This window comes from Limosilactobacillus equigenerosi DSM 18793 = JCM 14505 (genome assembly GCF_001311375.1).
GTDB classification, from domain to species: Bacteria; Bacillota; Bacilli; order Lactobacillales; family Lactobacillaceae; genus Limosilactobacillus; species Limosilactobacillus equigenerosi.
This window is the reverse complement of record NZ_BBAS01000008.1, coordinates 16,996-43,021: the sequence shown is the minus strand read 5'-3', so window position 1 is coordinate 43,021 and position 26,026 is coordinate 16,996. Positions and strand designations below refer to the sequence as shown.

Sequence of the window (26,026 nt, the reverse complement as noted above, 5' to 3'; positions counted from 1 at the left end):
TAGGTCGCGAGCCACGCATTAAGGAAGCCATGGCCTAACGTAGACAAGGCGTTGGCACTAGCAACGCTAGGGTCGGCGTCTTTGTCATAGTTAGGCACTAGGCTTCCGCGTGGCGAGCGTAGTTACACCCAGGTCGCGAGCTCAGCTACAAAAGCGCCTGTTGGCCTAACGATACAAATGGCGTCGGAACTGGCATCGCCAGGTTCGGCGTCATTTTGAGTTAGGTCCGAAGGCGCTGCTGAGCGAACGTAGTTACAAAATAGGCCGCGAGCCCAGCGTAAAAGACGCCGGTAGGCTAAGCACAAATAGGGTTTGACGTGGCACACGTCGGAGCCTATTTGTGCTTAGTCCTAGGCGTCTGCTGGGCGAGCGAAGTTACAATGCTGCCGTAGGTGGTTGTCCGCCGAACGTAGTTAATTCCAGGTCGCGATGCGGACGTTAAAACACCAGCTAACAAACAAAGCCACTGAGCTCTCTCGCAATTGCGAGTATGCCCAGTGGCTTTTTATTCACTAATTAAGCAACTTGCGTCACTTCACCAGTCTTATTATTGTATTCGTAAATACCGATTAAATTGGCGACCGTGTTGTCATCATTACTTTGCCGAACTTCAAACCGGTAAACATCACCAGTTTGAGAAACGGGAATAATCCCATAACCTGACTTATTAAAGCCCAGCTTCGTAGCAAACTTTTGAATTACTGATTCACTCGTTGCCTTTGCGGCTGAAACATTAGCCGCGGTACCGGATGAACTTGGATTGGTCGTTGCAGCTGATTGGCTTGACGCACTACTCTTGGTAGCACTTGATTTCGTGCTAGCACTGTTCTTTTTCGTGCTACTTGTAGAACTTGCTGCTTGACTACTACTTTCGTCACTAGCTGATTTGGCGGCAGTTTGATCATCACTCGTCGCTTGCGCAATCTTGACCCGAATTTTTTGGTAAGCGGTTTGCATTGATTCGTTCCCAGACTTACTCGTTGAAAGACTCGTCAAGGCTTGGTCATAGTTTCCCTTGTTGTAAGCCGTCTTGGCCGCTAAGTAGTTTTGTAAATCACTGGCTAAGACTTGACTCTTTTGGGATGAGCTATCCGCATCATTTAACGTCTTTAAAGCTTCTTGATAGTGACCTTCTTTAATCTTCGTTGTGGCTGCTTCATATGGTTGGTGGCTTGCACTTTCCTTGGTTGTACTCGTGTTACCACAGGCTGCTAAAGCTAAGGCCGTCATGGCCGTGGCCATTCCAGCTAACATCTGTTTCTTCATTTTGACACTCCTCCTCAATCGTCGGACTTCCTACTAGTGCATATTTTAGCACATTCTTAGTCAAGTTACCAAAACAGGCCTACAAAACCCATGCTAATGCATGATTCTGTAAGCCTGAATCATTATTTCTGAACTACTTGTTCGAACCGTTGTCGGAACAATGGGCTCACCGCCCGATTTTCATTAATCCGCTTAATTGCATCTGCTAATAATGGTGCAATTGAAACTTGCTTAATCTTATCAATTTGCTTGTCGGCTGGTAATTGAATCGAATCCGTAACCACTACTTCTTTAATCGGCGCTTGTTCTAAGCGTTCAACTGCCGGCCCTGAAAGAACCGCATGCGTTGCTGATACATAAACTTCAGCCGCCCCTTTATCCATTAAGGCTTGGGCCCCTTTTGAAATCGTCCCGGCGGTGTCAATCATATCATCAAGCATGATACATTTCTTTCCTTTGACATTCCCGATGATATTCATAATTTGCGCCACGTTAGCTTTCGGACGACGCTTATCAATAATCGCAATCGGTGCCTTCAAGAATTCCGCTAAGGCCCGCGCCCGCGTCACCCCACCGTGATCAGGTGACACAACTACCGCATCCTCAGCAATTCCTTCTTTAATAAAGTAATCAGCTAATAATGGCGCCCCCATTAAGTGGTCTACTGGAATATCGAAGAACCCTTGGATTTGAGCTGCATGCAAGTCAAGGGCCACGACCCGAGTAACTCCTGAACGTTGCAACATATTAGCAACTAACTTCGCCGTAATTGGTTCCCGCGAACGCGCTTTCCGATCTTGCCGGGCATAACCATAATAAGGCATCACCACGTTAATAGTCCGAGCACTAGCCCGCCGCAAGGCATCAACTAAAATTAACAACTCCATCAAATTATCATTTACCGGTGCTGAAGTGGATTGAATAATGTAAACATTATCCCCCCGCACACTTTCATCAATATTAATTTGAATTTCGCCATCACTAAATCGATTTACCGATAACTTTCCTAATTCCATACCCATTTCGGCCACTACCTTTTCGGCTAAAGGACGATTTGAGCTCAATGCAAAAATCTTTAAATGATCATCAAAGTAACGTTCCGCCATGATTTCCTCCGGATATTGATATGGTTACTACCTGTTATTTATTGTATTGATTCTGCCAATAAATCTCAAGTTTGAAATCGTTACCAAGGCAAGAATTTAGCATAATTTTCCTTATTTGTTTGTCGTTCCCGCGCAATTGCTAAGTCATATTCATTCGTATCCTTAGTAATCGTCGAACCAGCGGCCACAAATGAGTTACTTGCCAGGTTAACGGGTGCCACTAAATTACTGTTACTTCCAATAAAGACATGGTCACCAACATTGGTATGCGCTTTATTCGCACCATCATAGTTGACGAAGATAACCCCACAACCAATATTGTTATGCTTACCAATTGTGGCATCCCCAACGTAAGACAAGTGTCCCATCTTCGTTCCTTCACCAAGATATGCATTCTTAACTTCACAGAAATTACCAACGTGAACATTAGGGCCTAATTCAGCGCCCTTCCGCAAGTGCGCATTAGGACCTAAATCGCTCCCCGTGTGCATTTCAGCCTGTTCAATCGTTGAGGAAATAACCTTCACACCATCATGCAAGTTCGCATCTTCTAACCGCGAATGTGCCCCAATCAGACAATCCGCCCCAATCGTGGTGTGTCCCTTAATCACGACGCCGCCTTCAATTACCGTATCATTACCAATTTTAACATCGGCATCAATATACGTCGTCGTCGGATCAATTAAAGAAACCCCATTCATCATATGTTGCTTGTTAATCCGTGCTTGCATCACCCGCCGTGCTTCGGCCAATGCTACCCGATCATTAACACCCATCGATTCGGAGAAATCCGCCATTTGATAAGCCGTTACCACTTCATTTTCTTGCTTCAAAATTTGAATGGCATCCGTCAAATAGTATTCACCTTGGGAATTATGATTATCAATCTTGCTTAAGGCTTCAAATAACTTATGATTGTCGAAGCAATACACCCCCGTGTTAATTTCATGAATGGCTTGTTCTTCCACCGTTGCATCCTTTTGTTCCACAATCCGTTCAACTAAGCCGACTTCATTGCGGACAATCCGACCGTAACCCGTTGGATCTGGTGCCTTAGACGTTAAAATCGTCACGGCCGCGTGCCGTTGTTCGTGGAAATCAAACATCTTCTTAAAGGTTGCTGCCGTAAATAATGGGGTATCACCACTTACGATTAACGTTTCACCATCAAGGTCTTTTAAGAGACTTTCCGTTTGCATTACCGCATGCCCCGTCCCTAGTTGTTCTTTTTGTAAGGCATACCGGACCCCGTCACCTAACGTGGCTTTCACTTCATCTGCCCCGTGACCAATTACCGTGACGATATTATCAATTCCGGCTAATGATAATTGATCCCGCACATGTTCGACCATACTTTTACCACAAACTTCATGTAACACTTTGTGAAGTTTGGATTTCATCCGCGTTCCCTTACCAGCTGCTAAAATAATTGCATTCCGTGATGTCATAATCTAAGTTCCTTCTTATTGCTTGTAGAATACTTCGTCTAAATAATTACCTTCGGACCGTAAAATGGTCATGGGAGCTATCAACATTTAACAAGGCCGTACAATTTTCAACGACCCGATTGCCTTCAAATTGTCCGGCTGCAAATACATTCATCCCAACAACTTTCGCTCCAAATTCGGCCACTAGTGAGCGCATCCCATTCAATGAGCCGCCCCCCTTCATAAAGTCATCAACAATCAAGACATTCGCCCCCGGTTGAAGCGAGCGCCGCGACAATTCCATCTTTTTAATTTGTTGCGAAGAGGCCGTCACATAATTCACACTCACTGTCGAACCTTCTGTAATGTGTGAGCTATTCCGAACAATTACAAATGGGCGGTTTAAATACATCGCCACGGCTTGGGCCAAGGCAATCCCCTTCGTTTCAATCGTCATCACCACGTCAATCTTTTGATTAATATATTGAGTCGCAATTAATCGTCCGACCTTGCGTAAGACATCTGGATTGCCTAACAGATCAGACATGTAGACATACCCGCCCGGTAATAACCGCGTCTCATCATCAACTAAATGCACGAGTTCTTCAATTACTTCCGTCGCCCGAATTTCATCATAGGACGGCACTAAAAAGGCGCCGCCACTAGCCCCTGGGACGGTTTCAATTTTACCAACTCCCCGTTCGGCAAAGGTGTCGCGAATAATGCCTAAGTCTTCGCTAACCGATGACTTAGCCACGCCATACCGATCACCAAAATAATTTAATGAAATTAATTTATGTGGGTGAGCGATTAAATACCGTGTCATATCAACTAAGCGATGGCTGCGTTTTTACTCATCGTAAAACCTCATTTCCCCTTTAATTACATTAGCAGTATAACACGAACGTTCGGATTTTCCTATGGACAATCCAGCCGGACATTTAGATCCCCAACAAAAAAGGTCGCCGTAAAGCTATCACTTTACGCCAACCTTAAAATCAATTATTTAGTTGTTAACTGCCGGTTTAATAACGCTAGCAAATAAATCACTACTTCAATCGTTGCGATGAAAAAAACTGACCGGCCAATTAGTAATGTAACTTAAGTATAATCCTACCCACGTCCCTAATAACGCAAAGAGGATGGCAAGGCCAATCATCTTGGCTACCCCAGTCGTAAAGTACTTGGCACTGGCAGCTGGTAAAGTTAATAAAATAAAAATTAATAAAGACCCGACAATTTGAGCCGTTACACTCACACTTACCGCGAGTACCAGTAAAAAGATAATTGAAATAGCCGTTTCATTAATCGAGCTCACTTGCGCTCCCACACGGTCAAACGAAGTAAATTTAAGCGCTCGATACAAAATAACGAGGATGCCTAAAATCAGCACCGATAAAATTACTAATTGGTTAACTTCGGCCGCACTAATTCCGACCACACTTCCGAACAAAATCCCAGTTGCTGAACTTGCCGATTGACTGCTTAATGATAGAAATAAAATTCCTAGACCAATAAATAGCGCCGAAACGGCACTAATCACGGCCTCACGCCGCGATTCTTTTACACTCAAGCGCCCGACTAGAACGGAACTTAAAATCGTAAACAACATCATCCCATGCAACGTTGACCACCCGGCGAAGACCGCAAATGAGCCCCCAGCAAACCCGATTTCTGATAACGTGTGCGTCATAAATGACATTTGCCGCGCCACCACAAAGACGCCAATTACTCCACATAAAATGGCAATCAAAGTTCCGGCTACAAAAGCATGCCGCATAAAACTTAAAGCAAACATTTATTTTCCTCCCAAGTGTTGATCGAGTTCAGCAATCGGACCATTGCGGTAACAACCAGCATCCATATGTAAGAAATGGGTCCCAAATTGACGCGCTAAGTCCCAATCATGAGTCACAAAAATAATCGTCAACCCCTCGGTTTGTAATTGCTTCACCAGTGATAATAATTCAACTTTACTATCAGGGTCTAAACTAGCTGTTGATTCATCCAAGATTAATAAGTCCGGGGACGCTAACAAGCTTTGTGCTAAATAAGCCCGTTGCTTTTCCCCTCCCGAAGCTAATCCCAATGGCCGGTCAGCCAAGCGGGTTAAATTCGTCTTCGCTAACACGGTTTCGACTTGCTGCCGCTCAACCTGCGTTAACCATGGTCGCCACGTTGGTCGCACATTTAAAGCCACAAAATCTCGAATCGATAACGGATACTCACTATCTAAATTACGGAATTGCGGCACATACCCGATTTTAACGCCATCAGCAATCGTTAATTTTCCTGCATGCGGTGCTAATTGACCTAATAACGATTTAATTAACGTGGTCTTACCCACCCCATTTTCACCAACAACCACGAGAAATTCTCCCTTAGCGATGGTTAAATTTAAATCACTAATGACGCCCTTGCTACCGTATCCGAGCGACAAATGGTTTAACGTAATCATAATTATTTTATTCACCCCGTTGAATTTTAATTAATGCTTGGTATTGTTTTGTCATCCAAGAAACATAATCTCCCCCGTCCGGCTTCGTTTCGGTTACGCTAAGCACCGGTACGTCATTTTCATGTGCTAGCTTAACTAAGTTCTTCACCGTTTGATCTGATTCTTGGGCATTATTAACAAAAAAAATGCAATCCGATGGTTTTTGATATCATCCCGTAATTGAGCAATATCATGCGGGGATGGATCATTATTATCTTCCACCGCCTTTTCAAAGTGGGGATTAGCAATTTCGTAGCCTAAGTTACTTAAGGCATAATCAAACACCGGTTCACTAACGGCCACCCGATTATTTGATCCCACACCGGCTTTAGCTGTTTCAATCACCGAATTTAACTTATCCAAGCGCTTTTGATAGGCTCGCGCATTCGCTTGATATTCATTCTTATGTTTGGGATCAAGTTTGCTAAAATCAGCCGCCAATTGTGTGGCTAATTTTTGCATCGTTGCTGGTTGGTACCACACGTGTTCGTTATCGCCGGCATGTTTTTGAGCAACGTCTTTAGCAACATTGACAACTGTCAATTTATGATCTGTCGCCTTCACCATCTTATTCATCCACTGATCATACCCCAACCCATTTTCAATCGCCACATTAGCCGTGGCCAATTGGCGGGCTTGCTTAGCGGTTGGTTGATAATCATGCGTATCAACCGCTGAACTGTCAATTAACGAAGTCACTTGTCCGTGCTCCCCCGCCACGGCTTTGGCAACTTCACCATAAAAGTTTAAACTCGTCATCACTCGAATTGGTTTCGCTGACTTACTTTGTGGCCGCCAATCCGTAATCATCAATCCTAAAAAGCCACCTAATACTACAACTAATGCGATTAACTTCCAATACTTCTTGACCATACTTGCCTCCTTTAGCAACTGCTTCTTTTTCGCTATATAGTAATGATTACTATTTGAACAGAAGTATATTACTAAAAAGGATCCCCAATTGCAACCATCAATTTAAAAAAAACGTTAGGTTTTAGCGCCCAACGTTTTTTTTATTTATAGTAAAACAACTTGGTAAACTTCGTCACAAAAACCTTTCATACTATTGTAAACGCGCTTCGCCCGCGATTCAGCATGACAAATTGCAAAGACAGTTGGTCCCGTCCCACTCATTTGCGCCACATCCGCCCCCAGTTGTAACATTTTATCTTTAATTCGTTTAATTTCGGTGTACATCTCTCCCGTCACCCCTTCGAGACTATTCCCCATATATTGAAACGTTTCTGACCACGCTTGCGCTTTAATTTTATCCACTAACTGGTTCGTTGGTGCATGTTGTAACGTTGCATAATTAATTTGTTTTAAGATGGCCGGCGTTGAAACGCTCACTTTTGGCTTCGCGACAATTACCCAATAATGCGGAAAATTGGGTAATGGCGTTACCAGTTCACCGTGCCCCGTCACATGGGCCGTATGACCGTAAACACAAAACGGGACATCAGAATCGATGGATAAGGCTAATTTAGCTAATTCATCAACCGAGAGGCCTAATTCCCACGCTTGATTTAAGGCCCGCAATACCGCGGCTGCATCCGATGATCCACCACCAAGCCCGGCCGCGACTGGGATATGTTTTTTTTATCCTAATCGTAACTCCATCGCTTTGATGAAACCGGGTTTTTAAAATATGCGCCGCCTGATACGCTAAATTCCGTTGGTCATTCGGGAGAAAACCACTATCCGTATAGACCTTGATTGTTTTCGGACTCGCATGCGTTTCAACCGCAACATAATCAGCTAAATCAATGGAACTCATCACCATATTCCACTGTGGCAATCCATCAAAATAGCGCATCGGGGTATCCAATGACAAATTAATTTTAGCGGGGGCTTTTTCCATAATTAACATGATTAAATTCCTCCTTTCATTAAAAGTCGTTATCCATCATTATACAGGGCGAAGGGAAGTGCTTTCAATAACCGCGAACCTAAAACCTTGCCTAGATAAAAAAAATCAGCGCCTCCGATTTCGTCAGCGCTGATTAATTATTTTCTACGGCAACCTGGTAACTTCGTTCGCCACGCGGAAGCCTAGTGCCTAACTATGACAAAGGCGCCGCCCCTAGCTTTGCTAGTGCCAACGCCTTGTCTACGTTAGGCCACGGCTTCCTTGGTGCGTGGCTCGCAACCTGGATGTAACTTCGTTCGGCGGACAACCACCTAGTCATAACGCAAAACTGACGCTGACGGATATCCTATCCGCCAACGCCAGTTTCAACGTTATGATACGGCGGTTTTAACGTCCGCCTCACGACCTATTTTGTAACTACGTTCACCGAGCAAGCGACTAGGACTAACTGAAAACAGACGCCGACGTGTGCCCACGTCAACGCCCGTTTCCAAGTTAGCCTAACGTCGCTTTTCTACGCTCGGTTCACGACCTGTTATTACCAAATCTCTCGTGCATGCATCGCATTCGCCAATTGAATAAATTGGTCCAATGACAATTGTTCGGGACGCGTTTGCGGGTCAATCGCTAGTTGTTCCAAGACTTCTGCCACAATGGCTAACTTGTCCTTATCATTCGTCAGTAAGGACTTTAAATTATTCCACAAACTCTTGCGTCGGTGGGCAAAACACCCTCGAATCAGACTAAAGAGGCGCTTTTTATCAAATGGTTCCACCGCTAACGGTTGCTTACGCGGCGTTAACACCACAATCGCTGAATCAACATTCGGTGCTGGCACAAATGAACGCCGGTTAACCCCAAAGGCCGTCTTGGCTTTCATTTGATATTCAATTGCCAAGGTTAATGATCCATAGGCCTTGGTCCCTGGTTTGGCCGTTAAACGATCCGCGACTTCTTTTTGCATCATCACACAAATTGCGTCCCAGTTAACTTGACTCGCCAATAAATTCATCAAAATAGGACTCGTAATGTAATATGGCAAATTAGCTACAACCTTGATCGGTTTCGTAGGGTCACTAAATTCCGTTTGAATCAATTCCGGTAAATTAGCCTTTAACACGTCTTGGTTAATGACTTTGACATTGTCATAGGGCGATAAAACATCATCCAATACCGGTAAAAGGTCGGTATCAATTTCTAAGGCTATCACCTCGCCCGCGGCTTTCGCCAACGGTTCAGTTAACGCCCCAATTCCGGGGCCAATTTCAATCACATTATCTTCTTTGGTAATATGTGCGGCTTGGACAATCCCATTTAACACGTTTAAATCGGTTAAAAAGTTTTGACCAAAACCTTTTTTTTGGCATGAATGCCATATTGATCTAAAATTTCCCGCGTGCGCCGGTAATTTCCAATCGCTTTTTTTGTTCATTATTATTCTTCCTCGTCTAGTTGGTGAATCGCGGCCACTAAGGCTTCGGGCGTAATTTGAAACATCGCTAACCGGCGCTTTAATTGCTTCCCATTTGTATAGCCAATCCCTAATAGCTCACCCAAGCGTTCCCGACGTGCCCGGCACTCGGATGCCCCAACAAGCGCGCTTGAAGCAACACCCCCGTTGGAATCTGAGGAACTTGAGCTCCCTTTTCATGACTGACTTTGGCCGTGGTTAAAGCCGTGGTTAAAGCTTCCTCATTGGCATGTTCAACCCCTAAGCTACCGCCTTTTTTTCTTTGGTACCCCCGCTTGCCGTGGCAAAAAGGCATGCTTAGCGTCCGGAATGGCTTGCGTAATAATCTTGCGAATCCGCTCCCCATTAAAATCAGGGTCCGTAAAGACAATTAACCCCCGCTTGGCCTGTAATTGTTTTAATTGCGCCAAATCAGTTTGGTTAATTGCCGATCCGTTGGTTTCAAACGTATCCACCGTAAAAAAATCGTTGTAAATTTTTCGTATCATCCTGACCTTCAACCACGATGACTTCTTTAATCTTTGGCATTGTCTACTTCCTTACAAAATAACCGTCGGGCATTGGTGGTTGTTAACTCAGCGATTGTCGCTAAATCAGTTTGCCGTAATTCCGCCACCGCTTGAGCAACTAAATTCGTGAAGCCTGGTTCATTTTGTTTGCCCCGGTATGGCATTGGCGTCAAATACGGGGCATCCGTTTCCACAAAGAACCGATCCGCTGGCACTCGTTGCGCCACCGCATGCAATTCAGTGGCTTTATGAAAACTCGCCACACCACTAAACGAGAGATCAAACCCGAGCGCTAAGAATCGTTTCGCCCAAGCCCAATCACCACTAAAACTATGAATCACCCCACCAGCCATCACTGGATGTGATTTTAAAAATTCATATGTTTCCGCTAATGCTTCTCGCGTATGCACGACAATCGGAAGCTTAAATTGATTAGCCAGTTCGATTTGCGCCGCCAATAATGCTTGTTGCTCACGCTGATGCGTTTGATCCCAATAATAATCGAGCCCAATTTCACCAACCGCTACCACCGTTGGATCCGTCAATTGTTGGGCTAATAAATCCAACTGCTCTTGCGTGGCCTGCAAAACTTCTTCAGGATGCCACCCAATCACAGCATGCAACCCCTCATACGTCTTCGCTAGCTCCAGCGCTCGCTGATTCAATTTCGTATCGGAACCAACAATATTCATTTCCCGCACATCATAGTGGTGCGCCCGCGCTAAATACGCTGGAATATCGTTGTAAAAGACGTCATCGTTTAAATGCGTATGAGAATCATAAATGGTGGTCATCATTCTTAGCCAACAATTGCGCCCGATACCATTGCCGGTGTATCTGGTAAGGTAATTAATTCAACTTGTCCATCATGTTCTGATGATAAGAGCATCCCTTCACTCATTTCTCCCCGCATCTTCCGTGGCTTCAAGTTGGCAACAATTACCACCTTCTTCCCCACTAATTCACTTGGGTTTGGATACCATTGTGCGATACCGGACAGAATTTGGCGCCCTGTGGCCGAACCATCATCTAATTGGAACTTCAATAATTTATCAGCCCCTTCAACATGATCAACCGCCTTAATTTGCGCAACCTTTAATTCCACTTTATCAAAGACATCAAACCGAATTTCTTTTTTAGCATTAGTAGCTTCCGTTTCTGCAACTTGAGCTTCTTTAGCCTTCGCCATTGCTTTGCGCCCCTTCGCTTTCGTGTTGGCCGTCATTTGCCCCTTAATGAATTCAACTTCTTGTTCTACATCCAAGCGTGGGAAAATTGGCGTCCCCTTCGCTACAACTTGCGCAGTAGCTGGGAAGTCATCAAAGGCTAACGTACTTAACGTTAAATCAGTTCCCGTTAAGCCAAGTTGGTCCACAATTTGTTGTGGCGCATTTGGCATCACTGGTTGAATCATTGCCGCAATCACCCGTAAGGACTTCGCTAAGTTCGTCATCACGGCTGATAAAGTAGCTGCTTGACTATCATCCTTGGCCAAAATCCATGGTTCGGTTTCATCAATGTACTTGTTAGCTCGCGAAACAAACTTCCACACCGCTGCTAAGCTTTCTGCATACCGCGTTTGTTCCATTAAGCCTTGGTATTCATCAAAGGCCGTCGCAAACGTGGCCTTTAAGTCCGCATCAAACGGTGTCGTAGTCGTTACTTGACCATCTAACTGCCCGCCTTGGTACTTGTTAACCATGGCCACCGTCCGGTTCAACAAGTTCCCTAAATCATTGGCGAGGTCATAATTAACCTTGTCAACAAAATCTTCGGGACTAAAGATCCCATCATTACCAAATGGCATTGCCCGTAATAAGTAATACCGCGTGGCATCAAGGCCGTAACGATCAACTAACACTTCGGGGTAGATGACATTCCCCTTGGACTTACTCATCTTCCCGTCTTTCATCGTTAACCAACCATGACCAATCACATGCTTAGGTAATGGTAAGCCCAGCGCATGTAACATAATTGGCCAGTAGATTGTGTGGAAGCGTACAATTTCTTTCCCGACCATGTGGACATCCGCTGGCCAGTACTTCTTGAAGTTTGTGTCATCATCTGAGCCGTATCCAAGCGCCGTAATATAATTTGACAACGCATCAATCCACACGTAAACCACGTGCTTTGGATCATTAGGTACTTTAACCCCCCAATTAAATGAGGTCCGCGTTACCGCAAGGTCTTCTAACCCTGGCTTTAAGAAATTGTTAATCATTTCATTCATCCGCGATTGAGGTTGAATGAAGTCCGGATGGCTTTCGTAGTAATCAAGTAACCAGTCCGCATACTTGCTCATCTTGAAGAAGTATGATTCTTCTTTGACTAATTCAACTTCATGCCCCGATGGTGCCTTCCCCCCGGTCACGTTCCCTTGGTCGTCACGATAAACTTCGGCTAATTGACTTTCCGTGAAGTATTCTTCGTCATCAACTGAATACCAACCAACGTATTCACCTTTGTAGATGTCACCTTGGTCTAATAATTGTTGGAAAATCTTTTGGACTGCTTGCTCGTGTTCATCATCCGTCGTCCGAATAAACTTATTGTTCGTAATTGCTAATTGCTTCCACAGGTCCTTAATCCCCGCGGCCATTTCGTCAACGTACGTTTGGGGATCCTTACCTAATTTTTCCGCTTTTTGTTCAATCTTAAGCCCGTGTTCATCCGTTCCCGTCAAGAAAAAGACATCGTAGCCTTGGAGCCGCTTGTATCGCGCCATCGCATCCACGGCCACCGTGGTGTATGAGTTCCCGATATGTAATTTACCAGATGGATAGTAAATCGGTGTCGTGATGTAATATGTTGGTTGTTCTTTAGCCATATGAGGCCCTCTTTTCCATTAAATATTTTTACATTTTAGTATAACAAAAACGGGACTGATTTTAAAATATCAATCCCGTTAATGACTATCCTGCTTGACTTTGAACCCGTTGCTTGGAGAAAACAAACGTAGTTAATAAAGCCAGCATAATAAAAACAATTGAAACCCAGTATGGGAACCGCGGATTAACGTCAAATAACCCGCCCGCTAATAATGGTCCTAAAATATTTCCGACACTTGTTAGCGAAGTATTAATCCCGTTTAATAACCCTTGCTTGTTGCCTCCAAGCTTAGTCATTAACGTCGTGATTGCTGGTCGAACTAAATCAAATCCTTCAAACACAAGTAGTGTTGCAACCATAATCACCCATTCGCCATGTAAATACATCACCATCCAAATCCCGACAATGGCTAAGATAAACGTTAATCGAATTACTCCAATTTCACTTAACACCCGGGTCATCCAATCAAACATAAAGACTTGTAAAATCAACGAGATAATCCCGTTCAAGGTTAAGACTAATGCGATTGCTTGCAAACCAAAGCCATGTTCTTGGTTCACATATAAACTATACACACTTTCAAAGCTTGTCAGTCCAAATGCCGTGATTAAGATTAAGATACACAATACTACCATCACCGGCGTCATTAATTGTTTTACATCTTGCCACGGACTTGTTTTGGCGTGCGGTTCTGACGCCGTTGCCGTTTTAACTTGCTGATCATCACTGGGTAAATAAGTAGCTAAGAAAATACAACTAATTACCCCAAGGATTCCCGCAACCCAAAATGGAAACTTATAATCAACATTCGCTAAGAGTCCACCTAGCCCGGTCCTAAAATCAACCCGCCACTAAAGGCCGCCGATAACCAACCAATCACCTTCGCCCGATCTTTAATCGAGGTAATATCCGCTACCAAAGCCATTGAAGCGGGCACAAACATCGCCGCTGAAACCCCATCAATCGCCCGCGCTAGATCAAACCAAAATAAATTATTCCCAGCCGCGAAAATAAATTCCCCCAGGGCAAAAACGATCAACCCCCATACCATCATTGGCTTCCGGCCTATTTTATCCGACCATTGTCCCGCAATTGGTGATAAAACAAACTGACACAAAGCGAAAATTGAAGACATCGTCCCCATATCAAACGCCGTTAAATGGTACTCCTTTTGAATGAATGGTTGAACGGGAAAAATCAAACTCATCCCGAGCATAATCAAAAATTGACTAATTAATAAAATTAAAATCGTTCGTTTCGTTTGCTTACTCATTATCGTCTCCCTTCGAATCATTAATTTTAAACTTGTAAACTAGCAAAATAGGTAGTGGCATCCCCAATGTAATCAAGCGTGGCGCGTGATAATGTCAACGGTTCTTGATTTACAACAATGACAGGCGTTTCCTGCGACACATAATCCAATAATCCCGCAAACGGATACACGCGCATGGACGTCCCCACAATCACCACTAAATCAGCTTGGGTGACGGCTTGCACAGCTGCTTGGGCCGCCTGACTTGGAATTGGTTCATCATACAAGACAATCCGGGGGCGAATCTCACCGCCATCCACTTGATGCAATCGCGTAGTTTGATATTCAGCATACGAAATTGCTTGCTGGCACTTAGTACAGTACAAATCATATAAATTCCCGTGGAAATTAATTAAGTGGTGCGCATCCGCCGCTTCATATAAATTATCAATGTTTTGCGTCACAATCGTGGCCCGATTTTGCTGCGTGAACGCGGCTTGTTTCACGTGAATCACGTTTGGTTGTGCCTCTGGAAAGTATAAATTTTCTTGACAATAATCATAGAAAACATCGGGATGTTGCACCCAAAAATGATGACTTAAATACTCTTCTGCGCGGACATTTTGATTGTATAATCCCGAGGCCGAGCGAAAATCCGGAATCCCCGAGGCCGTCGAAACCCCCGCCCCAGTTAAAAACACGATCCGTTGTGCATCATCAAATAAAGTTTGGTGTGGATTTATCATGAGTCATTACTTCCGGACGATATACGGAATGCTGTTTTGATCGAGGAAATCTTGGACCGGCATATCATATAACCGAACAAATTTTTCGGGTGACCATTCGACTTCGGCATCGAGCACGAATGAGTTTGATGATCATTCCGCCGGAACCCAACATATGATTCAGACTTATGTTCCCGGTTCTTCATTTCAGAGTGGAAAATTTCAAAGACTTGCTTGACCTTTAACCGTAATTGCCGTTCACTTAACGCTGGTGACAACGTTGTGTATTCCGCATTATGTAATGCTGGTAAGCCCCAAGCTTGCATTTGGGCATCAAAGGCGTTAAATAACTTCACCACTTGCCGCCGGAGCGCAAATGGTGATTCCGGTGCCTTGGCAAAAACATCCGCATGTAATTGTTCGGCCGCGGCAACGCAACTGGATACCGCGTGGTTAAATCAGCCCGGACTTGGTCAAGGTGATCCCCAAAGAAGACTATTGCATCGAGCAACGTTAACAACCGTAATGTCCGTTCATCATCGTCACCCGTTTGTTCATCCGTCAACGTTGCGTGAATCCCGGCCAAATATTGTTGTTCCGTTTGTTCATCAATCAAGCCATGTTCACGTTGTTCCGCCACAATCACTTGATGCATCGCCACGTTATACAAATCTGTTGCCATAATCATCATTTGTTCATCCAATTGATCATCACCTAAGGATAATTGGAAAAAGATTTGCGGAAAACCACGTAATAACATTAATAAGTGGAGTAATTCATGCGACGCCGTGTAGTCCGGGTTAGTTAAATCCGTTAACGTAATAACTAAGCCCCCCGCTAATGATGTTTGCCGGGCTTGATCATGCCGGACATACCCAACTTGATCGCCAGTAAAGTCTAAAAAGACGCTCCCTTGTGGATACAACGCATTCACTTGATCTAATAAGTTTTGAGTTGCTGGTTTTAATTCAACTGCTTTTCCTGCCATGTTATTCACCTCTTAATTGTGCTAATAATCTTTCCGCCACTCGCGTATCGACTTGTGGCGTAGCGCGTAATAATTTAACTAATGGTTCAATTTCCGCCGTGGTGGCCCCAACTTGCATAGCTAGTGCCCGATATTGCAATTGCATATGGCCCGCTTGAATTCCAGTTGACGCCAACGCTCGCAGGGCCGCTAAATTTTGGGCTAATCCCAAACTCAAAATCACACTTGCTAATTCTGCCGCGGTTTGAATCTGACTAAGTTGATAATTTAACTTTGACTGAGGCAACACTTTAATCGAACCGCCAACGACCCCAACTTGCAGGGGCATCGTTAACGTTCCCACTAATTCATCCCCCTCAAGTTGCCATTGGCTTAAGCCACGGTATTGGCCCGAACGACTTGCATACGCATGCGCAGCGGCTTCATTCGCCCGCCAATCATTGCCACTTGCTAACAATGCCGCATCAATTCCATTCATAATCCCTTTATTATGGGTAACCGCTCGGTACACATCCACTTGAGCTAAGGCGCTTAAATCCGCAATTCGGGTAGCTACTTGCTGCCCGTCCATCGTCATCGTTGCTAAGTCCCGCACGTTTACCCGCGCCGTAACCGTTTGAACACTATCTTGGCCATTGTTACTTAAAATTGCTGTCAAAACTGGCAAGTCTTGTTCCAGCAACCATTGTTTAACGGCTTCCGCCATTGTATTGACACTATTAGCGCCCATCGCTTCACTCGGATTAATTAATAAATCCACGCTTAAAAAGTCATCCATCGACCGGAAACGAACTTCCATAACCCCACCACCACGTTGTACGAGTGATGGTTTGGCAGCATTGGCAATTGCTTTAATCGTCGCTTGTTGCGTTTGCAACCACTGCACTTGTGAACGCGTCATCGCTTTAAGGACAACTTGACCAACAACTAAGCGTGGTTGCATCGTCGTGATAAAGCCACCGTTTTTGGCCACCCGTTGGGCCCCATTACTAGCCGCCGCAATCACTGACGGTTCTTCGGTTGCCATCGGCATCAAATATTTTTTTTCCATTGACCACGAGGCCCGTTGCCACACCTTCCGGCACTTGATAATTAAAGACATAATTTTCCACTAACTGATTCCCAGTGTCATCTGATTGTGAAAAAAGAAGCTGACTTTGTTCCTCAGTCAGCCCCCGATATTTCGCCAATAATTGATGACGCTGATTAACCGAGCGCTTGTAGAAACCATGTTCCCACGATTTACTCATCTCGTTTACCTCGTCCCTGAATATATTCGGTAATAATGCCTTCCCGGACACCACTTTCCGAAAAAAATCACCCGACCGTCACTATTCCGTTGCAACAAACAAATCAACGGTAATAAGCCACCAACAATAATATCGGCGCGATCAGTTTCTAACCCCGGTAATTTCTTCCGTTGGGCTAAATTCCGCCCTAACATATCTCGATACAGTGAATAAACTGCCCGATGCGATAATTTATAACCATGAATTGAATGTGGACGTTGTTTATGCCGGAGTTGCGCCATGCGGGCCAACGTCCGATTAGCACCACCTAATAAGACAATCGGCGTCCGCGTTGCAAACCGCAACCACGGAATGCGATTCAAGCGTTCCGTCACCATCGACTGAGCCCGAAACAAATCGTGCGCCCGCACAAACCCACTTAATTTAAATTGTTCTGATAAATTCACCGCCCCAATTGGTAACGAAATCATATCTCGGGCTTGCTTACGTTGCACTAAAATCAACTCCGAACTAGCGCCACCGACATCTAAAATTAAGCAATGATCCATTTTTAGTGTCCGTTCAACCCCAAGATAGTCATAATAAGCTTCTTGACGCCCAGACAGAATTTGTAATTCAAGGCCGACTTCTTGCTTGACCCGATTTAAAAAGACTTGTTGGTTGGAGGCTTGTCGAACGGCGGCCGTTGAAATACAACGAACCGTTAAGTTAGGATAAGTCGTATAAATTTGTTTAAAACGTTTCATCGCCGCAATGGTCCGATCCATAGCCGGCTTGCGGAGCTTCTTTTCTGGCCCCATTCCTTCTGATAACCGAGTATTTTCTTTCACCCGTTTAACTTCCCGGAAGCTACCATCATCTTCAATGCGGGTAATTGCCATCCGGGTGGAATTCGAACCTAGATCGACAATTGCTAAATTTTCCACGGTCGTCACCTCCTTACAATATTTTTTCTCAATCCTTACTATCTTATCATTTTCATAACTAACTAACATTATTTTTAGCGCAAAAAAAACCGCCGATTTTTCGGCGGTTTTTCATCACTAATTGTTTTACTTTCGATACTTCCGAGTATTTTCGGCTAAATGGACTAAATTCCGTAAAAAAATCATGGGTGCTAGCTTCATAATTATATTGTTTCCCCAGGTCGTAAATGTAACCGTTAATGTAATCGACTTCCGTTGGCCGATCCTTACTCATATCTTGATACATCGATGGGTAATGCAACGGACTTGTGACGGCACTGACATACTGAATCGTGTCCCATTCTTCTTGGCGGGTACTCAACAATTCGATTCCCGCCCGTTCAGCGACGTCAAATGCTTCATTAATCAGTTGCTTCCCTAATTTTTCAGCGCCGTCATAATCAATGAATTGACCCATTTGGATTTCAAAGAGGGTACAAATCGTATTGATCACTGAATTAAAGACCACTTTTGTCATTAACGTCCCTAAGAAGTTGTCATTTAAGTTCGATTGAATCCCGGCTGCTTCAAAATCAGCTACTAACGCTTGCACCGTTGCATCGGCAGGACCCACTTGTGGGGCTAAGTTAATTGAACCCGCGCCCGCTTTACCGATAAAGTCCACGTCCCCAGCCCGATTCAAGACCGTCCCAATTAAACACGTTCCAGCCACGACATGCTCCTTTGGGAAATATTGATTAATTTTTTTCAACATGACCCATCCCATTCATCCCCGTAAAGACGTATTGATGTTTTGGATCAAAGAAATGTTCACTCCGCGCTAACAGATCCGCTAACGTCATTTGTTTAGCAAAGACAATTAACACATCCGGATGCCCATGGTAATCTTCGGGGCTATAAATATTAATTGGCACTAGATGACGATTTTCGTGATCGCGCGAAACATAAACCCCACCTTGTTGTTGGATTGTTTCAACTTGCGGCGCCCAATTATCAACAAAATCAACTTGCACGCCGGCGGTTTCTTGAAGTAAGACCCCAAAGCGAAACCCCATCGCACCGGCACCTAACACAGCATAACTTAAACTCATGAGCTAATCCTCCTTATCAAATAAATGTAACTTCCCAATTCGTTGTACGGCTTCGACTAAGCGCTCCGGTTCCATCAATAAACCGATCCGCACATAGCCTTCACCATGATCACCAAAGCCATTACCTGGCGCCACAGCCACCCCGGCTTGCTCGAGTAGTAAGTCGGCAAACGATTCACTCGTATAACCGTCTGGCACCGGCATCCAAGCATAAAACGTGCCTTTAGGGCTGGCAGCGTGCCACCCAATCTTAGCTGCGGCTGCTAGAAAGGCATTCCGCCGTCCTTCGTATCGTTGCACGATTTGGGCGATGGCACCATCTCGCTTTGGATCCGTCAACGCCGCCACCCCAGCTTGTTGCAACGCGGGAAATAAACTAACAAACAAGTGATCTTGTAATAAATTAAGCGCAGCAATGATTGACGGATTCCCGACTGCAAACGCAATCCGCCACCCCGCCATATTAAAGGTTTTAGAAAACGTATAAAATTCCACGCCAACGGCTTTCGCCCCCGGGGTTTGTAAGAAACTGACGGGCTGTTGCCCATCAAATCCCAGCGCCCCATAAGCAAAATCACTAATAATCCCAACTTCATGTTGTTTGGCCCACGCAACTAATTGTTCATAAAATTCAGGCGTGGCAACAGCCCCCGTTGGATTATTCGGATAATTGAGGTAAAAGAATTTCGCACGGTCAGCTACCGCCGCCGGAATCGCCGCTAAATCAGGCAAGAAGTTGTTTTCCGCTAGTAATGGCACTGTTTCAAACTTCACTTGCCCGAGCGCTGCCCCGGAAAAATAATCCGGATAGCCGGGATCTGGTAATAAATATGTATCCCCCGGATTCATCAATGCCCAGGGCAACTCAACGAGTCCTGTTTTCGAACCGCCTAAAATGGCTACTTCACGTGTTGGATCAAGTTGTACCCCGTATTGTTCATGATAAAAATCGGCCGCAGCTTGCTTAAATTCCGCCAATCCCCGAAATGGTGAATATTTATGCGTGGCTGGATCTGCCACCGCTTGTTGGGTGGCTTTCACAATATAATCCGGCGTTGGTTGATCCGGATTCCCTTGGCCCAAGTTAATCACATCCACCCCGGCTGCCGTTTTCTGATTCACCTTAGCAACCAACGTGGCAAAAAACTGGGTTGGTAGCGTCTTTAATAACTCTGATTGTTCAAATTCCATTTCATCTTCACCTGCCTTTTTTTGCCTAACGATATAACGCCGGACGCCGATCAGCAAACACCGGAATCGGTCCCCGGACGGTTTGTAATTGAGCTAAATCCAGGGTCACGATTTGCACTTGCTCAGCTTCCCCAGCATCAGCAATCACTTCGCCCAACGGATCAATTACTAGCGAGTGCCCATTGTAGTGATTATCCGGATCATCGCCGACCCGATTTACCCCTACGACAAAACATTGATTTTCAATTGCCCGCGCTTGTAAAAGTCGTCGCCACTGCTGAATTCGGGTAGCTGGCCATTGAGCCACAAAGTACATCACATCCACCCAGTCGTTCCTAGCGTCCGCATCCATTCCGGAAAACGAAGGTCGTAACAAATAAAACCAGCACTCGGCACTTGTTGCAATTCAAACCGATTCGTCGTTTTCCCCGCACTCAAATATTGGTCTTCCTTCATCAGCCCAAATAAATGGACTTTATCATACGTGCCAATCACTCGGCCGGTGTCATCAACGACATATGAGGTGTTAAAAAAATTCGCCGTGGCGCGCGGTGGCTACCGAACCGCCGACAATCCCAAGCTGGTGCTGTCGAGCAAGGGTGGTTAGTAGTTGCTTGGTCTGTTGCCCGGCTGGATCCGCTAAGGTTGCCAACTGATTTAAGGCGTAGCCAGTATTCCACATTTCTGGTAATACGACGACGCTTGCACCTTGCAACGCGGCCGTTTCAACCGCCGCTGCGACGCGAGCAAAATTCGTGGCCGGTTGCGCAAATGCCACTGATAATTGAGCTAAAGCAATCGTTAATTTCATCTAAAACGCCCCCTTTAAAAAAACTCATCCTAATTGTGCTTCAATCAGGACGAGTTTCCCCGTGGTACCACCTTAATTTATTGTTAGCTCACGCTTAACAACCTCATGGAGTGCAAATTGACTCCCGTCTGTTAACGGGCGACGTTCCCGATTGCACGCTTTCATTGAATCACGTGAATAAGTTTAACTACAAGACCATCTTCACCACGCGGCTTTGCTTACTTCCACCACCCGTAAGCTCGCTGTTGAAAGCGAAACGTGTTACTCATCTTGCCTCTTTAGATTTAACGTTGACCGTATTCTAATCTTTTTCTAATCAAACGTCAATCTTTTTTAATTAAAAATAAAAGCCGTCTTGGCAGACGACTTTTTAACTAACTTAAGCAGCTGGTGTAATTTTCTTTAACGCATGCTTTAATACGAACGGTGCCAGCAAGGTTGCCAACACAATCACCGTAATAATGTCGGAATAGTAAGTTTCTGAGATTAAATGAGCCCCATAACCAATTTGGGCGGTAATTAGCGCCATTTCCCCCCGCGCAATCATGCCGCTCCCGACGACATAACTACTGTTGAAATCAAAGCCGAGCATCCGCGCGCCGGCTCCGGAACCAAATAGTTTCGTGATAATTGCTAAGAAGGTCATCACTACAATTAACACAATTGAATCCCAGAAATGATCTAAACGCATACTTAGACCAACATTAACAAAGAAAATTGGGATAAACATCGCATACCCAATCGGAACAAAACTCCGATTAATCGTTTCTTTTTTATGCGTATTCGCAATTGCGATACCGGCAAAAAACGATCCCACGGCCCCGCTTAAACTCACTGCTTCGGCCGCCGTGGCCATTCCTAAGCAAACAATCATCGCCATAATTGAACTTGAGGCAACTGGAAGCATTTGTTCACTTATCTTCATTAATTTAGGGGCTAACCAACGAATTAAGAAATATGACACTACAAAGAAGCCAGCTTGTAATAATAAGGTTAACCATAATGGTAGTGAGCCGTGGCCACTATTGGGAACGTGTTCCCCACGTGAATTCATCATACTAATCATAATACTTAGCATCATCACCCCGGCAATATCATCCGCCACGGCGGCCCCAAGAATAGTGGCTCCTTCTTTGGAATCCAACTTCTTAAACTCGCGCAACACCGCCACGGAAATACTAACAGACGTGGCTGAGAAAATCACCCCGATGAAGAAGGCTTCAAACGGATCAATCCCAAATAAATATATGCCCCGCCCATGATCACAATTGGGAGAATCATCCCCCCAGCGCCACTGCTAAGGCCGGCTTTAAATATTTCTTTAAGAGGCTTAAATCACTTTCTAACCCTGCGATAAACATTAAAATGATCACCCCAATTTCTTGGAATTGTTCAATCATTGCCGTTTGTTGGAACCATCCTAATAATGCCGGTCCACAAATGACCCCCACTAAAATTTGTCCAATCACGTCGGGTATTCCCCACCGACCAAAAAGTTGGGAAACTACTAACGTAATTACTAATAACAAAGCTAACGTGCCAATAAATGACATAGCGTCCTCCTTCCAAATGAAATATAACTAATTAGTTTTAATTGTATCAAAATTTGATTGAATTCGCTGAGATTAACTAGTTATACTAGGCAAACGAGCCCTTTTTTTGTTATACTAAGTGTAGTTAGATTTTATTGAAGGAGAATTATAATGAAAAAAAGCAACTGCATTGATCGCAACGGCTGCCTTGGTCTTACCTTTAGCTGCTTGTGGCTCAAATTCAGCCAAAGAAACGGCAACTAAGCCAGTCGCTGTGAAGGTTCAAAAGACCAACCAAGCCAAGGTATCCAACGAAGATGCTGCTTTAATGGCTTACATGGCCTTAAACCACAAGACGATTGACGATTTATCAGCCAACGTTGACTTGATGAACTGGGAAAACCCAAGCAAGAACACTTACAAGATTGACTTTGGTGGGCAACCAACAACTATGACTGTCAGCCAAAATGACGTCAAGGTAACATACACTGATGCAACAACTGGCGCTACTAATGCAACAAAGACTTTTACTAAGTCCGCATTAATCAAGCAATACAAGGATGATAAGAGTGCAATTAACGACTTATTAGCCGATGTCAAGAATGACACCGCCGCTAAGGAAAGCAGTAGCGATAACGCTAAGTCATCTAAGGTATCTAAGGCAACCAAATCATCAACAAAGGCAACTAAAACTTCTAGCAAGTCATCTTCATCATCAACGAAGAATGATATGACTGACGAAGAAGCTTCATCAATGAGCCAAGCCGACAAAGCCAACGCCACGCAAACCGTTTCATTTGCTGGTCACTCATGGCACACATCCAAGATCGGCGGAACCACGGTCTTAGTTGGTAACAACGGTGAAGGTGAAGTTGGGGAATGGTTAGCTAACACATCTGAATTAACCGATGCCCAAAAGCAAGCCTTATTACCACAATTACAATCAATTCGGGCTAGCTTAAACTAAGCATTGCCTCCCAAAAGACGGTCAGAGAAATTATCTCTGACCGTCTTTTTTTTGTTTGGGTTAATTTTGCAGACTGGATTGTTTCTACGGCAACTTTGTAACTACGTTCGCTCAGCAGCGCCTTAGGTCCTAACTCAAAATGACGCCGAACCTGGCGATGCCAGTTCCGACGCCATTTGTATCGTTACGCCAACAGGCGCATTGATAGCTGAGCTCACAACCTCATAATGAATCGTTGATAAATCTCAATTGCTTGATAATATTCATCCAATGGCAATGATTCATCAACTTGGTGCGACTGCGCTTCATCCCCGGGACCATAAATCACAACCTCCAACGCAGGATTACCAATCACATAGCGCGATGCATCCGTGGCACCATTAGAAATTGCCAACGGAGGTTGCACGCCGGTAACCGCTGCCACCGCTTGTTGCATCTGTTGAACTAATGGGTTCGTCGGCGCGGTCACGACTGGAGCAAAGTCTGCGACCACCGATAACGATAAATTAACGCCTGGTTGTTGATTTAACTGGGTAATTAACCGTTCAAAACCCGCTTTCGTTTGTTCATTATCAAACTCCGGAATCGTCCGCACATTTCCTTGTAGGTAAGCTTGATCCGGAATTGAATTCAATTGTTCCCCACCATGAAAAACGGTTACACTGTGAATCACTGGGCCTAACACCTCACTCACAGGAGCATTGGCGAAGACAGTCGGTTCTTGATTAATGAATTGAACTAAATTCATCACCGCGTTTACTCCTAACTGCGGTTGCGAACTATGTGCTAACTTACCAATTGAAGTCACTTGATAATCAAATGAACCATTGTGCGCATACTGCACTTCCCCACTGGTTGCTTCGCCAATTACAACCGCCACGACATCCTTTAAATGCCCTGTTGCAACTAATTGCGCTGCCCCAAGTCCGCCGACTTCTTCATCAGTTGACACAATTAAGCGCACCCGCACCGGTAACGAACTTTCCTGCTCATGAAGCGCTACCACCGCACATACCATCGCTGCTAAACCGCCTTTCATATCAACGGCGCCCCGCCCATAAATCCGCTTGTTAGCAACCGTGGCCGCAAATGGCGGATATTGCCAATTATCCGCTTCACCCACTGCGACCGTATCAGCGTGGGCTGCTAAAGCCACGACCGGCCGGTTTTGCGGTCCAATCTCAGCCACTAAGCCCGCGCGCCCGGGAGATAATTCAATCAACTCACTCGTAATGCCATGATTAGCTAGGAATTCGGCCAGGTATTCCGTTACCCGCCGTTCATCACCATTCACACTCGGCCGTTGTAACAACGCTTGTAATAATTCCAACTGGGATGTTTTTTGCATCATTTTCACCTCAATTCAAATTCAATTTCATCTATCATACGAGTTTTCCACTTTTTCCGCAAACATAACTTAGATTGTTCGTTAATTACCGTCGATTAACGAACGAACAATCATCTAAATAATTAAATTCCTGATTTTCACGAACATTAATTGTTAATTCGTTTCTAAAGTATGGTAAAATTAATTCGTAATAAGCACTAAGCTGATAAAGGAGTTACTCATGTACCAAGATTGCGAACAAATCCTGTTCACCCCGGACGAAATCGCCACGCGGGTCGCTGAGCTCGGCGCCGAATTAACTAAAACCTACCACGATCAATACCCCGTCATTGTAACCGTGATGACCGGAGCCGCCATTTTTACCGCCGACCTCATCCGACAACTAAACTTCCCAATTTCACTCGATTACATCGACATTGCTAGTTACGGTTCTAGTTCAACGAGCCACAACGTGCGCTTACTCCGTGATTTAGCAACCGATATTACTGATCGTCCCGTCATTATCGTCGAAGATATTATCGATACTGGGAATTCACTGCAATTTTTACTGCAACACTTTGCTAATCGTGGCGCTAAAAGCATCGTAACTTGCGCCATGCTTGATAAACCTGGTCGACGCGAAGTTGACCTAGAAGCAGATTATGTCGGTTTTAAAGTTCCCGACGAATTCATCGTTGGCTACGGGCTTGATTACAATCATCAATACCGGAATTTACCGGCAATTGCGATTTTAAAACACGAAATTTATGATTAATAAAAAAGGAGGCATTTGACTGCCTCCTTTTATTAATCGTTTAAGCCACCTGGCGGACTCGAACCGCCGACCTCATCCTTACCATGGACACGCTCTACCTAGCTGAGCTAAGATGGCATCTTTAGCTTATCAAATCTCATTTCATCCGGCAATATCGAAAGTAACCTAACATTACGCTTTCGCTTGAAAATAGCGTATACTATGATTAAACATTTT

At 44.7% G+C, this 26,026-nt stretch carries 12 protein-coding genes, 1 tRNA gene and 12 pseudogenes; 2 read left to right on the top strand and 23 right to left on the bottom strand.

Going from position 1 to position 26,026, the window contains the following annotated elements; all coding sequences use genetic code 11:
• Positions 1–516: 516 nt before the first annotated feature.
• The 21 genes and pseudogenes from JCM14505_RS05285 to JCM14505_RS05185 all read right to left on the bottom strand — a co-directional run bounded on the left by JCM14505_RS05285 (position 517) and on the right by JCM14505_RS05185 (position 22,762).
• Positions 517–1,266: a hypothetical protein gene (locus JCM14505_RS05285; protein WP_054653373.1), complete on the bottom strand. Its 750-nt coding sequence runs from the start codon at positions 1,264–1,266 to the stop codon at positions 517–519.
• A 122-nt stretch (positions 1,267–1,388) separates the two neighbouring features.
• A complete protein-coding gene (locus JCM14505_RS05280) occupies positions 1,389–2,372 on the bottom strand; it encodes a ribose-phosphate diphosphokinase (RefSeq protein WP_054653372.1) in 984 nt (327 codons plus the stop codon).
• A gap of 80 nt (positions 2,373–2,452) precedes the next feature.
• Complete coding sequence (gene glmU, locus JCM14505_RS05275) at positions 2,453–3,820, bottom strand: bifunctional UDP-N-acetylglucosamine diphosphorylase/glucosamine-1-phosphate N-acetyltransferase GlmU (RefSeq protein WP_054653371.1); 1,368 nt, start codon at positions 3,818–3,820, stop codon at positions 2,453–2,455.
• Between the two features lie 46 nt (positions 3,821–3,866).
• On the bottom strand, positions 3,867–4,625 hold the full coding sequence (gene purR, locus JCM14505_RS05270) for a pur operon repressor (RefSeq protein ID WP_225352281.1): 759 nt from the start codon (positions 4,623–4,625) through the stop codon (positions 3,867–3,869).
• 176 nt (positions 4,626–4,801) lie between these two features.
• Positions 4,802–5,597, bottom strand: a pseudogene (locus JCM14505_RS05265) (metal ABC transporter permease).
• Positions 5,598–6,263 carry a metal ABC transporter ATP-binding protein gene (locus JCM14505_RS05260; RefSeq protein ID WP_054653392.1) on the bottom strand — a complete coding sequence of 222 codons (666 nt, stop codon included), beginning with the start codon at positions 6,261–6,263 and terminating at the stop codon, positions 5,598–5,600.
• A 1-nt stretch (position 6,264) separates the two neighbouring features.
• A pseudogene (locus JCM14505_RS05255) lies at positions 6,265–7,169 on the bottom strand (metal ABC transporter solute-binding protein, Zn/Mn family).
• A 144-nt stretch (positions 7,170–7,313) separates the two neighbouring features.
• Positions 7,314–8,166 (bottom strand): annotated as a pseudogene (gene ispE / locus JCM14505_RS05250) (4-(cytidine 5'-diphospho)-2-C-methyl-D-erythritol kinase).
• Positions 8,167–8,704: 538 nt separating this feature from the next.
• A pseudogene (gene rsmA, locus JCM14505_RS05245) lies at positions 8,705–9,582 on the bottom strand (16S rRNA (adenine(1518)-N(6)/adenine(1519)-N(6))-dimethyltransferase RsmA).
• A gap of 18 nt (positions 9,583–9,600) precedes the next feature.
• A pseudogene (gene rnmV / locus JCM14505_RS05240) lies at positions 9,601–10,165 on the bottom strand (ribonuclease M5).
• On the bottom strand, positions 10,152–10,943 hold the full coding sequence (locus JCM14505_RS05235; RefSeq protein WP_054653370.1) for a TatD family hydrolase: 792 nt from the start codon (positions 10,941–10,943) through the stop codon (positions 10,152–10,154). The pseudogene rnmV and the gene JCM14505_RS05235 overlap by 14 nt, the downstream one beginning before the upstream one ends.
• A gap of 2 nt (positions 10,944–10,945) precedes the next feature.
• Positions 10,946–12,973 (bottom strand): methionine--tRNA ligase, encoded by a 2,028-nt coding sequence (gene metG / locus JCM14505_RS05230; RefSeq protein WP_054653369.1) that lies wholly within the window; start codon positions 12,971–12,973, stop codon positions 10,946–10,948.
• 85 nt (positions 12,974–13,058) lie between these two features.
• Positions 13,059–14,248 (bottom strand): annotated as a pseudogene (locus JCM14505_RS05225) (MFS transporter).
• A gap of 26 nt (positions 14,249–14,274) precedes the next feature.
• Complete coding sequence (locus JCM14505_RS05220; RefSeq protein WP_054653368.1) at positions 14,275–14,973, bottom strand: NAD-dependent protein deacylase; 699 nt, start codon at positions 14,971–14,973, stop codon at positions 14,275–14,277.
• A 6-nt stretch (positions 14,974–14,979) separates the two neighbouring features.
• Positions 14,980–15,940: pseudogene (locus tag JCM14505_RS05215) on the bottom strand (IpaB/EvcA family protein).
• Position 15,941: 1 nt separating this feature from the next.
• Positions 15,942–17,190: pseudogene (locus JCM14505_RS05210) on the bottom strand (hydroxymethylglutaryl-CoA reductase, degradative).
• Positions 17,183–18,116: pseudogene (locus JCM14505_RS05205) on the bottom strand (Ppx/GppA phosphatase family protein). The pseudogenes JCM14505_RS05210 and JCM14505_RS05205 overlap by 8 nt, the downstream one beginning before the upstream one ends.
• A gap of 126 nt (positions 18,117–18,242) precedes the next feature.
• Positions 18,243–19,207: pseudogene (locus JCM14505_RS05200) on the bottom strand (ketopantoate reductase family protein).
• Between the two features lie 3 nt (positions 19,208–19,210).
• A complete protein-coding gene (locus JCM14505_RS05195) occupies positions 19,211–20,398 on the bottom strand; it encodes a pyridoxal phosphate-dependent aminotransferase (protein ID WP_054653367.1) in 1,188 nt (395 codons plus the stop codon).
• Positions 20,399–20,423: 25 nt separating this feature from the next.
• Positions 20,424–21,209, bottom strand: a pseudogene (locus tag JCM14505_RS05190) (carbon-nitrogen family hydrolase).
• A 379-nt stretch (positions 21,210–21,588) separates the two neighbouring features.
• Positions 21,589–22,762: pseudogene (locus JCM14505_RS05185) on the bottom strand (cation:proton antiporter).
• 169 nt (positions 22,763–22,931) lie between these two features.
• Here JCM14505_RS05185 and JCM14505_RS05180 point away from each other — a divergent pair.
• Positions 22,932–23,708, top strand: coding sequence for a hypothetical protein (locus tag JCM14505_RS05180; protein WP_054653366.1), 777 nt, complete (start codon positions 22,932–22,934; stop codon positions 23,706–23,708).
• 214 nt (positions 23,709–23,922) lie between these two features.
• Here the strand turns inward: JCM14505_RS05180 and JCM14505_RS05175 are convergent, their stop codons facing one another.
• Entirely contained in the window at positions 23,923–25,059 is a 1,137-nt protein-coding gene (locus JCM14505_RS05175; RefSeq protein ID WP_225352280.1) for an ArgE/DapE family deacylase, read from the bottom strand.
• 217 nt (positions 25,060–25,276) lie between these two features.
• On the opposite strand from JCM14505_RS05175, the gene hpt reads away from it, so the two are divergent.
• Positions 25,277–25,810 (top strand): hypoxanthine phosphoribosyltransferase, encoded by a 534-nt coding sequence (gene hpt / locus JCM14505_RS05170; protein WP_054653364.1) that lies wholly within the window; start codon positions 25,277–25,279, stop codon positions 25,808–25,810.
• 43 nt (positions 25,811–25,853) lie between these two features.
• Here the strand turns inward: hpt and JCM14505_RS05165 are convergent.
• Positions 25,854–25,927: transfer RNA gene (locus JCM14505_RS05165), tRNA-Thr, on the bottom strand.
• Positions 25,928–26,026: the final 99 nt, after the last annotated feature.

What these genes read in the sequence shown, in the direction of transcription:
- JCM14505_RS05285 (WP_054653373.1), bottom strand. Translation starts at nt 1,266, where the DNA reads ATGAAGAAACAGATGTTAGCTGGAATGGCCACGGCCATGACGGCCTTA.
- JCM14505_RS05280 (WP_054653372.1), bottom strand. Translation starts at nt 2,372, where the DNA reads ATGGCGGAACGTTACTTTGATGATCATTTAAAGATTTTTGCATTGAGC.
- glmU (WP_054653371.1), bottom strand. Translation starts at nt 3,820, where the DNA reads ATGACATCACGGAATGCAATTATTTTAGCAGCTGGTAAGGGAACGCGG.
- purR (WP_225352281.1), bottom strand. Translation starts at nt 4,625, where the DNA reads ATGACACGGTATTTAATCGCTCACCCACATAAATTAATTTCATTAAAT.
- JCM14505_RS05235 (WP_054653370.1), bottom strand. Translation starts at nt 10,943, where the DNA reads ATGATGACCACCATTTATGATTCTCATACGCATTTAAACGATGACGTC.
- metG (WP_054653369.1), bottom strand. Translation starts at nt 12,973, where the DNA reads ATGGCTAAAGAACAACCAACATATTACATCACGACACCGATTTACTAT.
- JCM14505_RS05220 (WP_054653368.1), bottom strand. Translation starts at nt 14,973, where the DNA reads ATGATAAATCCACACCAAACTTTATTTGATGATGCACAACGGATCGTG.
- JCM14505_RS05195 (WP_054653367.1), bottom strand. Translation starts at nt 20,398, where the DNA reads ATGGAATTTGAACAATCAGAGTTATTAAAGACGCTACCAACCCAGTTT.
- JCM14505_RS05175 (WP_225352280.1), bottom strand. Translation starts at nt 25,059, where the DNA reads ATGATGCAAAAAACATCCCAGTTGGAATTATTACAAGCGTTGTTACAA.
- hpt (WP_054653364.1), top strand. Translation starts at nt 25,277, where the DNA reads ATGTACCAAGATTGCGAACAAATCCTGTTCACCCCGGACGAAATCGCC.